The sequence below is a fragment of the Roseburia sp. AF15-21 genome (assembly GCF_003479505.1).
Taxonomy (GTDB): Bacteria; Bacillota; Clostridia; order Lachnospirales; family Lachnospiraceae; genus Roseburia_C; species Roseburia_C amylophila.
In genome coordinates, this window is record NZ_QUHG01000012.1 from 49,307 (window position 1) to 62,299 (window position 12,993).

Annotated in this window: 16 protein-coding genes and 1 tRNA gene; all 17 read right to left on the reverse strand. The window is 35.8% G+C overall.

All coding sequences use genetic code 11. From position 1 onward, the window contains the following. Positions 1-20: 20 nt before the first annotated feature. A complete protein-coding gene (locus DWW33_RS13845) occupies positions 21-701 on the reverse strand; it encodes a hypothetical protein (RefSeq protein WP_004614749.1) in 681 nt (226 codons plus the stop codon). Beyond that, positions 698-2,278, reverse strand: coding sequence for a hypothetical protein (locus tag DWW33_RS13850; protein WP_118639714.1), 1,581 nt, complete (start codon positions 2,276-2,278; stop codon positions 698-700). Before DWW33_RS13850 ends, DWW33_RS13845 begins: the two co-directional genes overlap by 4 nt. A 12-nt stretch (positions 2,279-2,290) precedes the next feature. Next, positions 2,291-2,602: a TIGR04197 family type VII secretion effector gene (locus DWW33_RS13855; protein ID WP_158551238.1), complete on the reverse strand. Its 312-nt coding sequence runs from the start codon at positions 2,600-2,602 to the stop codon at positions 2,291-2,293. Next, entirely contained in the window at positions 2,577-3,236 is a 660-nt protein-coding gene (locus tag DWW33_RS13860) for a hypothetical protein (protein ID WP_044988162.1), read from the reverse strand. The genes DWW33_RS13855 and DWW33_RS13860 overlap by 26 nt, the downstream gene beginning before the upstream one ends. Positions 3,237-3,450: 214 nt before the next feature. Next, a complete protein-coding gene (locus DWW33_RS13865) occupies positions 3,451-4,068 on the reverse strand; it encodes a hypothetical protein (RefSeq protein WP_004614753.1) in 618 nt (205 codons plus the stop codon). A 2-nt stretch (positions 4,069-4,070) separates the two neighbouring features. Continuing rightward, complete coding sequence (locus DWW33_RS13870) at positions 4,071-4,607, reverse strand: hypothetical protein (protein ID WP_117739580.1); 537 nt, start codon at positions 4,605-4,607, stop codon at positions 4,071-4,073. Between the two features lie 30 nt (positions 4,608-4,637). After that, positions 4,638-5,039 carry a hypothetical protein gene (locus DWW33_RS13875; protein ID WP_181977218.1) on the reverse strand — a complete coding sequence of 134 codons (402 nt, stop codon included), beginning with the start codon at positions 5,037-5,039 and terminating at the stop codon, positions 4,638-4,640. Positions 5,040-5,052: 13 nt separating this feature from the next. After that, positions 5,053-5,349 carry a hypothetical protein gene (locus tag DWW33_RS13880; protein ID WP_015514766.1) on the reverse strand — a complete coding sequence of 99 codons (297 nt, stop codon included), beginning with the start codon at positions 5,347-5,349 and terminating at the stop codon, positions 5,053-5,055. A gap of 9 nt (positions 5,350-5,358) precedes the next feature. Continuing rightward, on the reverse strand, positions 5,359-6,357 hold the full coding sequence (locus DWW33_RS13885; protein WP_117739581.1) for a DUF6017 domain-containing protein: 999 nt from the start codon (positions 6,355-6,357) through the stop codon (positions 5,359-5,361). A 78-nt stretch (positions 6,358-6,435) separates the two neighbouring features. Continuing rightward, the gene (locus DWW33_RS13890; protein ID WP_005334867.1) at positions 6,436-7,338 is read right to left on the reverse strand and encodes a ParB/RepB/Spo0J family partition protein; all 903 of its coding nucleotides are present in this window, start codon (positions 7,336-7,338) and stop codon (positions 6,436-6,438) included. Continuing rightward, complete coding sequence (locus DWW33_RS13895; protein WP_005334870.1) at positions 7,328-8,113, reverse strand: ParA family protein; 786 nt, start codon at positions 8,111-8,113, stop codon at positions 7,328-7,330. The genes DWW33_RS13890 and DWW33_RS13895 overlap by 11 nt, the downstream gene beginning before the upstream one ends. Positions 8,114-8,127: 14 nt before the next feature. Next, entirely contained in the window at positions 8,128-9,093 is a 966-nt protein-coding gene (locus tag DWW33_RS13900) for a ParB/RepB/Spo0J family partition protein (RefSeq protein WP_005334872.1), read from the reverse strand. A gap of 326 nt (positions 9,094-9,419) precedes the next feature. Beyond that, positions 9,420-9,493 (reverse strand) — tRNA-Arg (locus tag DWW33_RS13910). A 280-nt stretch (positions 9,494-9,773) separates the two neighbouring features. Then, positions 9,774-10,646 (reverse strand): DUF3881 family protein, encoded by an 873-nt coding sequence (locus DWW33_RS13915; protein ID WP_022242309.1) that lies wholly within the window; start codon positions 10,644-10,646, stop codon positions 9,774-9,776. Between the two features lie 114 nt (positions 10,647-10,760). Then, positions 10,761-11,261, reverse strand: a complete 501-nt coding sequence (locus DWW33_RS13920; protein WP_117699147.1) for a DUF4446 family protein — start codon at positions 11,259-11,261, stop codon at positions 10,761-10,763. 39 nt (positions 11,262-11,300) lie between these two features. Further along, on the reverse strand, positions 11,301-12,188 hold the full coding sequence (locus DWW33_RS13925) for a ParB/RepB/Spo0J family partition protein (RefSeq protein ID WP_118639715.1): 888 nt from the start codon (positions 12,186-12,188) through the stop codon (positions 11,301-11,303). After that, entirely contained in the window at positions 12,189-12,956 is a 768-nt protein-coding gene (locus DWW33_RS13930; protein ID WP_117842299.1) for a ParA family protein, read from the reverse strand. Positions 12,957-12,993: the final 37 nt, after the last annotated feature.

Here is a 12,993-nt window from a genome sequence, read left to right on the forward strand (position 1 = left end):
ATTTTTGTTGCAACAATTTATTAAGCTTCCTTATTTTCTGTATTCTTTTTTAAAGCAATCCATAAAACTATAAAAAAAGCCACATACACAACCATCCCCATCATAGTCGATTCCCTAGCATACTTTGTTGACAAATTTAATATACCCTGCTCTTTCCCAATTTCTTTTACCACATCCAAACCAGAAAATTTTTCCATCCAATGTTTGAGTTGCCATAAATAATAGACAATTACAGCAAAATATATACCTATAATTCCGCCTAATCCCAAAGTATAATTTTTCATAGATTTATTCCATAAAATTTCTTTCTTCGCTACATAAATATATAAAGCAAAGATAATGATACTCCCTAAAATAAGGATTCCCATTTCCATCATAAAGGCTGTAATAATCAAATTACTTGCAGACTTTGCAAATTGTTCTATAATAGCATCTACACCCATTTTTAAACATGCTACCGCTAAACCAAACATTACTCCAACAAATCCAATTTTTAAATAATTTTCATTTTTTCTGTTTTCTATTTTAATAGCTACATACAGCGCAGCACTATAAAATGTCCACAAAATAAATGCTGCTATAAACAATTGATCAAAATATCCCCATGCCATATATGGAACTCCAACTAATATCTTAGAAGCACCTCCGAAAATAAGCGTTGCAATTATTACAATCAAAATATCTTTATTCTTCTCCATCATTCATTTTCCCCTTTCAATAATTCTTCTAATAATTTCTGACTATCCTCGTCCGCAAAAGATGGTGTAGATAATTTATCACTAAAATCTAAAATTTGTGTTCGGCCAAACTCCATAAACCCATCAACAGATTCAATATATGCTTTATCACCAGAATAGGTTAACGGTGTATACATTAATTTTCCATCCGTTGAATATGATAAATAACCCGAAATATTTGTATCTTTATGTCTTTCATCCAAAGTGCCCGTTATCGTATAAGTTCCGTCTGGATTTGGAACATCTTTTCCCGAAGCTATTTTATATATTCCTGCTGCATAATCTGATGCCCATATTTTTCCAATGCCAGGTTCTGAGTCTCTATATGTATCCATTGGAATATTATAATTCCAGTTCTGAAAAGTTGCTCTATCTTCTGAATTTCCAACACAAATAGTGCCTCTATTTCCACCTTCTGAAGACTGGAAAATAACTGTCACTTCGCTTTTGGATAATGAAGAAAGTGTAAATTGCGTTAACCCTAATAACGCACTCAAACCTGCTGCTGCCTTTACATTTGGATCTGTTGAAGATAATTCTCCTGATAATACCTTATGTCCAGATGTTGTATATATATCTTCTTTAGGTATTTCTTCCAAACTAAATCCTAAAATTCCCTCTAATGCATCAAACTCCATTGCTGAGATTTCTTTTTTCCCATCCAACTTCCAAATAGGTTGAAAAGATATTTCATTATCTGGAACATAAATAGGATATATCTCTCCTTTATAAAACAACGCTTTTTTATCTTTTGAAAGAAATACTAATTCTGTTCCTTCTGTACGTTTTATACACGCAATATCCATTGTCGTTAAAACAATTCCTTTTTGTTTCAAATACTCAGTTTCTGATTCGCTTAATTTTAATTCCTCTTTAGCTTTCAACCACGATTCCAGCTTTAAGCATTCCACCTCCATAATTTTTTTCCAATCGAAACCTGTTCTGGGTATGTATGTTCCACTTTGAAATCGTCCGCTCATACTATTAAGTGCAGTTGTGATAGCTTCACGCAGACTACTTGTCGTTGAAAACAATATACTTGTACTACCTTCAATTTCATCATATTTATCTGATTTGCTTTTCCATTCATCATACAACTTCTGACTAGATTCAGCCAATCGTTTATAGTCATTTACCTTCCAACTATAATATAAATCTATGATAGAATTAGAAGTCTCTTTTTTCATTTCATACTCATCTGCTTTTTCCAAATAAAACTCCTTGTTATCAAGTGCTTTTTTCATTTGGCTTTGAATATTCGCCCCATCAAGAACTTCATCTCCTACCAAATCTTTTAGTGTTGAAAATTCTGCAATATCATACGCATTCGCCGACTTTATTGCATCAATTACAGTTATATAATCGACCAACTGTTGCTTTAAATTCTCAAAAGAAACGCTTTTAATTTCATTATCTGTAGAAAATGCAGTTACACTCTTAGAAACAATATCCAGAGTCTCATTATCATTTTCGAGCTTATGGATTGCCTGATCACATTGGCTTTTTATATCATTCGGGTTTAAATAATCACTTTCTTTCATAAACTTTCCTCCCTAGTCATCGGCGGCTTTAATCACTGGATATCTAGTTCCATGTTGTGCAAGTTTCCCCATCATCTCATCAAACTGCGAAAAACTAAGATTCAGACTTCTTATATTGTGAACATCACCATCTAAGGTCTGCCCTAATAATTCAATTCCTTGCTGTGCATATCCGTATGCCTCTTTACTTTTACTGTTCGCTGAAATTGTTGTCTTAGAATCCTGTGGAACTAACGGAACATGACGAAAATAACTTTTAGCCGTTTCAATTTGAGTTGCAACTTCGTTTACATGCCCATTATTTACTTTTATTCCTTTTGACATCGTCACCATCTCCTTTACTAAATTTATAAACATGCACTCTTATATTTAATACTACTTTATTTACCATAACATTCAGCATAAAAACTTTATTATTATTTTCATAAATAATATTTCCATTTAAACCTAATGTTTTTATATAATTTCCTACTTCTATATTTGTGACACTTGTGTCAAGTTTTATATTATTTTCTTGATTATTCTGTATATCTGCTATCACCTTAATTATAGTAGCATAAGTCGAATTTATTGCCTTCTCAATCCCAGATAGTAGTAAAGATGAAGCCACTTTTTCTTGTAGTACTTCTGCATCAGTTTTCTTTTCTCCAGCTATCTCTAAAATAGTTTTTTTACCTAAATTGTGTTCTATAAAATAAGAATTTCTCCACGATAGTATTTCAAATCTTTGATTTCTTTTAGCATTCTGGTTACTTTCAATTACAACACCTAACGGGTTGTAATAATTAATAAAATCTGTATGTGTTAACTTAACAATATACTTTTTGCATTCTTCCTCCCAAGAAATAGTAACATATTTTCCATGCATCATTGTTCCCAGATCTTTCATTCTACAAATATAGGAGATAATAGCAGAAATCGTACAATGATTCTTTAGATTTTCTTGTTCCTGATTCATATAATCTAACATTCTACTTTGAGCAATAACCGCTGTTATTTCTGAATATCTTTTTAGAAAGTCCTATAAAAAAGGACTTAATTTAGCATCTCCATTGAACCATCTACAGCTTCTTCAAATATAGCAACACTAAATAAAACTGCCAAAAGTACAGATGATACAATTCCATAGATATTCAATTTTTCATATCTATTTCATGATCCTACTTTCTTCTTTATTCTGCCTCATTAATTGGTTTTTTCATAATATCATCATTGATTTGATATGATGGATCGTCTGCTTTTTTCATTATTTCTTTTAGCTTTTCGTACGAAAATGACTTGACATCCTGATTTGGAAAGTCATTCCCCTCCCTAACATAATTGAGCACAATCTCTGATAGGCGTGTCCAATACCGTTCTATCTGATGTTCGCCTTCAAAGTCCATACCAGTATCTGTAATAACTCTTTTACGATACCATTCAATGTAATCATGCACTTTATTATTTTTATTTAGGACATATAAATTCCCTTCCTCATCAAACTCACTTGATAAATACTTTTTTACATCCTCTAATGTGACCTTTTCTTTACAACGGTCAGACATATTATAAACATGTAACGCAACAAACAACTCCTTTTCATCAATATGTTCATATGAACTATATTCATATAAATGAAGCGGACCATCCTTGCGAATTAATGCATCATTTTGTCTTCTATAAGCTATACAAATCTCCCATTCTCTTTCTTCCGCTTCCTTCTTTTGAAATTGCAGATATCGCAGATATAAAATAGAGCCTATTGCTATAAAGCAACATATTAACACACCAACTTTCACTATTTTTTTCATAATCAATCCTCCATTATCGAATCCTTAATAACATACCACGAATTTTCTTTTTTCTTTATCAATTCCCTTAACTGTTCTTCCGAAAGTGATTCCAGATTTGTAAGCTTTATTTCAGGGTGTTCATTCGCATAGTTTTGCATAATACTCCTTAAATCTCCCAAATACTCCTCTACTTTTGATTTTCCAGCCATTCCAACATCATCCGGCGATTTAAACCACTTTGTATACTCATCTAAAACTTTAACTTCATTACTATTCTTTTCGTCAAGACCAGCAACTAATTGTTCAATTGTTATATCAGCATTTGTTTTATTATAAACATGTACTCTTATATTTAATTCTACTTTATTTATCATAACATTCTGCATAAAAACTTTATTATTATTTTCATAAATAATATTTCCATTTAAACCTAATGCTTTTATATAATTTCCTACTTCTATATTTGTGATACTTGTGTCAAGTTTTATATTATTTTCTTGATTATTTTGTATATCAGCTACCATCTCAATTACGGTAGCATAAGTGGAATTGAACATCAAATCGTTTTCTTTATTCTATCACAGCTTCTATTGATCCGCCATCAATCTTTCAAACCAAGTGTCCATAGCAAGGATGAACTGACTTGCTCCTGCCCATTCTTCTAGCATCTCATCCAAGGTCTTGTGTTTTACATATTTCTGCACATACACCCAGGTGGCTATACCACTGGCCTCAGAAATAATTCCTGTTATGATCTTACGCATGATGTCCTCAAATTCTGCGATTTCCTCTTTTGGAACGATGTCATAGAGATTAGGAATCTGAAAATCTTCTTTCCCACAGTTCTCATGTACATTAATCAGCTCTGCTTTCACCCTCTTTCTGGATTCCTCGGGTAATTTCAAATATTGCCAGATCATTGAGACCACTTCGGAAGGTGTGTCTTTTTTGATCGGTGGTAACTGAATAAAATCATTCTTTTCGCTCATTTTCATATCCTCCTCAAGATAAAATAAAATCAATAATAGATTCTCTTGTCATGTCCAATACAGTATCTACGAAGACTCCTGCAAAAAGGATCAGATACAGAATTACACTCAGCGAAAACAGAAATGCAACCTGTACCCAGTCATGGTAACAGTATGCAGTCGCTATAATCAACAAAGTGAATATAAACCCAAGGATCCCTCTGACAACCGCATAAGTCTGTACTGTCATCTTTACTGCCAGTCCGATCACAAAAAGGATCAGCCATACCGGCAGTAATAATATTTTCCCAGCAAGTTTTAAAATAAACATGTGCACCTCCTATCTTACCAGTCCTGGCATATCATGGTTCACCTCTGCCTGATAATACCCGTTCATCGTAGACGGTGCATTAAACAGGGCTGCTAATAAATATTTCTTGATGTTCTTCACTTTGGTGGTGTTACCACGCATACAGTGTAAGACATACTCGATATGTGAATAGGTCAGCATCAGAAATTTTTTCTTCACCAGTGATGCCGGATACCAGTTGCTGGCAATCAAGATCTTGTCATTTTTACACATCACAGTTTCTACGATCAGGTTCACGATTTCATCTACCTGTCGCATATCGTCATGATGGGTTACTTCCAGTGATTCATAATCAATGGTCTCCTTGACAAGGTTTTCATAAGCCTGATAATCCTCAGAGCGATTATCGCTATCACATCTTTTCTCATCCACAGATATGATATGATTAGATTTATTATCATTCATTTCAGTATCACTAAGATTAGTATTATTAGGGTTTGAAATGTAAACTTCTTGAAGTTTGTTTTCGGGACTTCTAGAAGTTTGATTTTGGGACTTCATGAAGTTTAAATTGTAAACTTCTGCAGTCTCTTCATTTTCCACAGAAGTTTGTTTTTTAAACTTCTCTAATTCCTCTCCAAATTTTTTCTCATCTGTTTTCTCAGGCATAAAGGTTTTTACGTAGATAACATTCACCTTTCCAAATCCCTGTCTACGTTTCTCAATCAGACCAATTCCTGTTTCGTCATCCAGTTCTCTCATGGATTTGATGGCTTTATTTCTGCCACAGTTCAGTAATTCCATGATATCTTCGATGGAAAAGTAGATATATGCTCTGTTTTTGTCGTCAAACCACTGATTCTTGATGGAAAGAGACATTCGATCCAACATCAGTCCATATAAAATTTTGGCATCGCTTGATAAATCTTTAAAGTAGCTGTCTGTAAATAATGCTTTTGGTATGCGGTAGAAGCTGAACTGATCAGCTTCGGTACCGTAAAAATAATTAAATGTCATTTTTTTCTCCATAATTTCCTCCTTTCATTTTCTGCTAAGAAGTCCTCTTTTTAAACTTCTTTGACATTGTTTTCTTAGCTTTTTCTCTCCTTAACAGGACTGTTCCTGCATCCACTTTTCTAATAATGATTCAATCACCTGCTCCATATCTTTGGCTGTATAATCATCCGGAAAATACTTTGTCAGTTTCTTTTCTGAGAAAGTAAGAGACCGGGATACTTTCTTTGCCATCACACAGTTATTGAAAATCGATAACATCTGAATCTGATTGATTGGTCCATCATTCAGCTGATTTCTGAGTGCTGCAATCTGTTTTGGTTTGATGAATCCGGTGTCGCTGATATATTCGTAGATCCATCCCTGTACTTCCTTATCGATGTAGGAGATATTGACAGCAACCGTAAACTGAAGCTTCTTGTTATCTACCAGATCAAGAAGTTCCGGAATAAGTTCTGTTAATCGTACAAATCTTTGAACCTGAGCTCTACTTTCCCCAACTTGCTTGCTCAAGACTTCATCAGATCTCAACTTCGTCTCATTTTGAGACAAAGTTAAATCTGTTCTAACTCCCTGTCTTTTCATTGCCTCTAGTTTCATCTTATAAGCAAATGCTTTCTCACTCGGCAACAATTCCTCTCGCTGAATGTTAGCATCCACCATAGCCACAATGGCATCATCATCCGATAATTCTCTTACGATTGCCGGAATAGTTGTAAGTCCTGCAAGCTGTGCTGCATGCATTCTTCTGTGACCGGATACCATTTCATATTCTTCATTATCATCCATTCGAAGCAGTACCGGTGTCAGTACTCCATTGATCCTTACACTTTCAACCAGATCCTGCATCTTTTCATCATCCAGCACCTTGAACGGATGATTTTTAAACGGATGGATCTTACTGATCTCTATCTCCATTGCAGATTCTTCATTTACCACACCAAGCAGTTCATCAATGCTTGCCAGTTTAATCTTTTCGCCACTTCTATTTTTCATTTTTCAAAACCTCCTGTGTTAAGTTCTTATATGCTTCGGCAACTTTTCCTTTCGGGCAGTGCATGTAGATGCTTTTTCCCTCTGCACTGGTCTCAGCTGCTTTTACAGACATCGGAATCACATTTTCAAATACTTCTATCTGGCTTCCGTATGTTGTATGTACTCTCGATGCAATGTCCCTTGCGTAATTGGTTCTGAAATCAACCATAGTCAACAGAATGCCCTCAATCGCCAGTTTCCGGTTCAGCCTTTTCTTTACTGTAAGAATGGTCTTGATCAGCTGCTGAAGTCCTTTCACCGGCAGATATGCGGCCTGTACAGGTATCAGCACGGAATCGGAAGAGACCAGTGCATTGATTGTCATCATACCAAGACTTGGCATACAGTCGATCAGGATATAATCGTATCGGCCTCTTATCGCATCGATATATTCCTTCATGATCATTTCTCTGCTCATAACATTTCCCATCGTTACTTCCAGGGCAGAAAGCTCAATATTTGCCGGAAGTAGATCTACATTTTCCTGGTGATGTAAGATACCATCTTCCAGAGAGATTTCTTCTTCGTTAATGACATCCATCATAATCGTTGCCAGTGTGATGCGAAGATCATCCGGTTCCTCATATCCAAGACTTGCGGTTAAACTTCCCTGTGGATCCGCGTCGATCAGCAACACTTTCTTACCTTCTCTTGCCAGTCCAATGCCTACATTTACGGTTGTGGTGGTCTTTCCGACGCCACCTTTCTGGTTTACTACGGATATAACTTTACACATGATTTCTTCCTCCTTTAACTATCCCATGATTCTTTTTTCCATAATTTCAACAGTGCCAGTATTTCCCGTTTCATCATTGCCGGTGTATAAGAATTTGGAAAATACTTGTGCAACTGCTCGTTTGTGAATGCCACTCTTGTGATCTCACCCTTTTTCACTTCACACATGATCTCTTCCATCTTTTCCAGTGACAACTGTTTTTCTTTACTCAGTTGCCGGATCCTCTGGGCCTGTGAGAGTGATGGGATTGCCTGTGCATACTCCATTGCTACAAGCAGTTCTCTTTGTTCTTTTTCACTTAATGCAGCTATCTCTACAGCCGGACAAAAAGAAATGATCTCATCATCCAGTTTCTGCAACATTTCCGGTATCAGTTTTGTCAGTGAGATATAACGCTGCACTTGTTTTGGGCTATCACCACAATCTTCACTGATGATTTCTATTGCCCGCTTTCTTGGTGTTTTGTGGTCAACTTGGCTCTTTTTTCGACCACTTTTTCTTTTTAATACGTCATTCTTCAGTTTGTAAGCAAAAGCTTTTTCACTGTAGCTGATCCGTTCTCTGTGAAGATTGGAATCTACCATGCTCAAGATGGAATCATCTTCACTTAATACCCGGATGATTACCGGTACTTTACGGTATCCCAGTTTCTCCGCAGCATGTTTTCTTCTGTGGCCGGATATGATCTCATAGTATCCATCCGGTACCGGTCTGACGATCAGCGGATTTAATATTCCATACTTTTCAATGCTTTCCTGCAGAAGAAACATTTCCTTATCATCCTTCACCTGAAACGGATGCTCTTTGAACGGTCGAAGACGCTCAATCTCAATTTCTATGATTCTTTCTTCGTTTTCTTCTGATTGTCTGTTTGGTTCAGTCATCTTGACTCCTTTCCTCCAGGATTCAGGAAATAAAAAATGCCTGCCTGGAACTTTTATAGATAGTAAAGTTCCAAACAGACATTGCTGTTTGACCATTAGCTGTAGCTAATAGAATTGAATACTGTTTCAGCTAATTCATGTTTGCAGGTTTGGGAGAGATTGTTTCTTTTCCCGCCTTTTCTCTGATTTACATCCCCGAATAAGGGGTGACAACAGAGCGGAACCCAAATGTTAGCTGAACTTCCTAAAACCCATGTTTGCAAACCGGTAATTTTGATTAGCTGTCAGCTAACAAAAATCAGATTGCGTTAGCTGGAAATTGATCATTTTGAATGGAATTTCGTGTCACGAACGTGATTTGAAAATAACAAAAGCGTTCGTTGTCAGCTAATCCAGCTAACATTTTCGAACGCTTTGAAGCCCGTCGCCAAGAGGATTTGAACCTCCGACCCCTCGCTTAGGAGGCGAGTGCTCTATCCAGCTGAGCTATGACGACACATGCCGCAAACCCTTGATTTTACTGGGTTTCTGGGATTTTTCCCTTCGGCCATATATAAGATTATCAACTCTTTTTTGAGTTGTCAATCTACAGATTTTTTTGAGTTGGTAACATTAGAACGTTCCCCAATTTGGTGAATGCTTTGTTGTCACCTTTGGCATTTTTCAGAATAGATTCGAACTGAAAGTTGTTTTTCATTTTTTCCCTTTGGGGAATGCCTCGGCTTTCTCTTAGGAGGCACTTGTTATATCCATTTAACTATGAGAACTAATATTACCTAATAATTTACTTTTCCCTGCATCCAGATGACTCCCTTAAATCTTCTGCCAATTGCAGGTTCCCCCAGAAGGTCTTTTTCATTGATGCAGACATCATATATCAAATCGTTACAGTCCAGTGTAAGCAAACAGATTTTATCACCTGTCATCTTATTATTCTCCATCCTGTAATCTACAATTTCACCTAAAATGGAATACTGGTCACTTTCGATTCCGTATGGCATAAAATAAGAATCTACAATACTTAAGATATCCTCGTTAGCTATCCGTCTTGACAACATGGAATAAGTATCAATATCTTCCAGTGTAAGATTTTCAATGGCATCCTCGTCTCCCTCTCTTGCAGCTGCAATGAGGTAATTACGGTCCTGACTGTTTTTCTTTGTATTCTGGATCTGCTTTTCATTTTTGCTGATTGGCATAATGATTTTTCCATTTAATGACAATGCACTTAATGTAGCGGACATTGGACGCATCTTCGGATTTCTGTGATGCTCGGATAAATATTCTGCAACATTCTGTAAATAGAAAATCAATGTAACGCCCAGCTTCATTTCGTCACAGACACCGGCATAAGATTCTTTTTCGGAATGCTTCTCTATCTCTATCTGCTCCTGGGTCGTGATTCCGTCACCCTCTACATACGGGTAATAGTATTCAGTATGAAAGGTTCCATCTTCTGCATATTCTCCGCAAACACGGATTCCAGCTCCCGGTGCAATCTCTTTCGTCATTTCTACAAATTCATTTCCCATGGAATCTTCTGAGACTTCAATTCTATCCGGGGATGAAACGATTTTATCCGTGAGTTTCTCTATATCAGATTTTTTCATATTGTTCTGAAATCCAATTGCTCTTAAATAGCTATGCACGAATCTGTTCTTCCTTCCTTGAAATACCATCTGAAAACCTAAAACAGGCATACCCTATTATATAGTATGCCTGTCATTTTTACAATCTGCTTTCTGCAAATTTATTCATTAAATTTATTCATCTTTTGATTTCATTGCCATTTCTAAAGCTTCTTTTTCTTCTTCGGAAAGTGCAATAATAGAATTTCCATCAATAATTTCCTTAATATACGTATAGCAGCCTTCTCTGCTATGCATTGCATTGATGATATATCCGTCATTGCGCTCATTCAACATTGCAAGGGAAAAGCTCAGCTTTCCACCCATCTCATTAAAGGCATCATATTTTACAAGCCCAAGCTTCTGGAATGTAAAACGTAAAGTAGCAAATATATCTTCGATATTTTTCTTATTTGCCTTGTTAGATGCAACCAGATCATCTATTTCATCTAAACGCTCTTTCAATACATCTTCCAGCGTCCTGGCATCTTTTCCGGACATGAACTTTTTATATTTCTTTTTTAACTTACTCATCTGGACGATATTTACAATGGTAACTATGAAAAGTATCAATACCAGTGCTGCCAGTCCTACTATTACATAATCGGAATCAATTCCTAAATATTCTGAAAAAATCATGTTGTTATCCTCTTCTCTTAATTACAAACAAATGTTCTATTTTCTAATACTTTCGATTAATTCATATATTCTTGTTAATTCATCCGGGGAATAATATTCGATTTCAATTTTTCCCTTCATAGAATCCTTCTGATTAATGATAACCTTTGTTCCAAGTATTGTTTTCATTTTTTCTTCTGCTTCCTGGTAAACAGCATCCAGTTTTTTCTTTTCCGGATTCACCTCTTTTGCAGGTGCATTCTTCTGTTTCTGCATTTTCTTTACCAGCTTTTCAGTATCTCTTACACTGATTTTCTCATCGAAGATTTTCTGTGCAAGTATATACTGTTTTTCTTCATCAGTGATTCCAAGTAAAGCTCTCGCATGCCCGGTAGAGATCATATCGTCAATTACCATTTGCTGTACTTTATCACAAAGTTTTAAAAGCCGCATGGAATTAGTAACTGCAGTTCTGCTCTTTGATACTCTCTCCGCAACTTCATCCTGTTTCAGATTGAATTCATTTAAAAGGCGTTTATATGCAATTGCCTCTTCAATTGGATTTAAGTTTTCCCGCTGGATATTCTCAATCAGGGAAATCTCTACGATTTCCTGTTCAGTTAAATCTTTGATGATTACAGGAACTTTCTTTAATCCTGCCATCTTTGCTGCTCTCCATCTTCGCTCACCGGCAATGATTTCGTAATAGTCTTTCCGGTCTACTACCAGAAGCGGCTGCAAGACACCAAACTGTTTGATAGACTCTGATAATTCTAATAATGCATCTTCATCAAAATTCTTTCTCGGCTGTTCTTTATTTGGTTCTACTTTATTGATATTTACCATGACTTCATTTTTTGCATCTGTCTTCTCATTGGATGTTCCAACTTTATCTGCAATCAATGAATCCAAACCTTTTCCCAATCCACCTTTTCTTGTTGCCATTTAGATATCCTCCCTGTCAATTACTTCTTTTGCAAGAAGTCTGTAGCTTTCTGCTCCCGCTGACTTGCTGTCGTATAGATTAATTGGAAGACCGTGACTTGGTGCTTCTGCTAATCTTACATTTCTTGGAATGATTGTTTTATAAATTGTTGTATGTAAATTATTTTTTACATTATCTACTACTTCATTAGAAAGATTTGTCCTGGAATCATACATAGTAAATACAACTCCTTCCATCTTCAAATCTGGATTCAGTCTTTCCTGTACCAGGTCAATGGTATGAATCAACTGGCTGATTCCTTCCAATGCATAATACTCACACTGAATTGGAACCAATACGGTATCTGCTGTTGTCATAGCATTTACTGTCAGCATATTCAAAGATGGCGGACAATCAATAATAATAAAATCATAATCGTCCCGGATATAATCTACTGCATTTTTTAAAATATACTCTTTATCATTGATTCCCAAAAGTTCAATCTCTGCTCCGGACAAGTTTACATTAGATGGAATCAAAGTCAGATTTTCAATTTCTGTTTTATGAATACTTTCACGAATTGTACATTCATCCAGCATTAATTCGTAAACAGTATTTTCTAAATCATCTTTATCAACTCCCAATCCACTGGTAGTATTTCCCTGCGGATCCAAATCTATTGCCAATATTTTTTTTCCGGCTTCTGCCAGACATGATGACAAATTAATAGACGTTGTGGTTTTACCAACTCCGCCTTTCTGATTTGCTATTGCTATTATTCTTCCCATATTATTTTCCTTTCTGTCTCTTTCATCATTGAAACAT

What these genes read in the sequence shown, in the direction of transcription:
- DWW33_RS13845 (WP_004614749.1), bottom strand. Translation starts at nt 701, where the DNA reads ATGATGGAGAAGAATAAAGATATTTTGATTGTAATAATTGCAACGCTT.
- DWW33_RS13850 (WP_118639714.1), bottom strand. Translation starts at nt 2,278, where the DNA reads ATGAAAGAAAGTGATTATTTAAACCCGAATGATATAAAAAGCCAATGT.
- DWW33_RS13855 (WP_158551238.1), bottom strand. Translation starts at nt 2,602, where the DNA reads ATGTCAAAAGGAATAAAAGTAAATAATGGGCATGTAAACGAAGTTGCA.
- DWW33_RS13860 (WP_044988162.1), bottom strand. Translation starts at nt 3,236, where the DNA reads ATGAATCAGGAACAAGAAAATCTAAAGAATCATTGTACGATTTCTGCT.
- DWW33_RS13865 (WP_004614753.1), bottom strand. Translation starts at nt 4,068, where the DNA reads ATGAAAAAAATAGTGAAAGTTGGTGTGTTAATATGTTGCTTTATAGCA.
- DWW33_RS13870 (WP_117739580.1), bottom strand. Translation starts at nt 4,607, where the DNA reads ATGTTCAATTCCACTTATGCTACCGTAATTGAGATGGTAGCTGATATA.
- DWW33_RS13875 (WP_181977218.1), bottom strand. Translation starts at nt 5,039, where the DNA reads ATGAGCGAAAAGAATGATTTTATTCAGTTACCACCGATCAAAAAAGAC.
- DWW33_RS13880 (WP_015514766.1), bottom strand. Translation starts at nt 5,349, where the DNA reads ATGTTTATTTTAAAACTTGCTGGGAAAATATTATTACTGCCGGTATGG.
- DWW33_RS13885 (WP_117739581.1), bottom strand. Translation starts at nt 6,357, where the DNA reads ATGGAGAAAAAAATGACATTTAATTATTTTTACGGTACCGAAGCTGAT.
- DWW33_RS13890 (WP_005334867.1), bottom strand. Translation starts at nt 7,338, where the DNA reads ATGAAAAATAGAAGTGGCGAAAAGATTAAACTGGCAAGCATTGATGAA.
- DWW33_RS13895 (WP_005334870.1), bottom strand. Translation starts at nt 8,113, where the DNA reads ATGTGTAAAGTTATATCCGTAGTAAACCAGAAAGGTGGCGTCGGAAAG.
- DWW33_RS13900 (WP_005334872.1), bottom strand. Translation starts at nt 9,093, where the DNA reads ATGGTCAAACAGCAATGTCTGTTTGGAACTTTACTATCTATAAAAGTT.
- DWW33_RS13925 (WP_118639715.1), bottom strand. Translation starts at nt 12,188, where the DNA reads ATGGCAACAAGAAAAGGTGGATTGGGAAAAGGTTTGGATTCATTGATT.
- DWW33_RS13930 (WP_117842299.1), bottom strand. Translation starts at nt 12,956, where the DNA reads ATGGGAAGAATAATAGCAATAGCAAATCAGAAAGGCGGAGTTGGTAAA.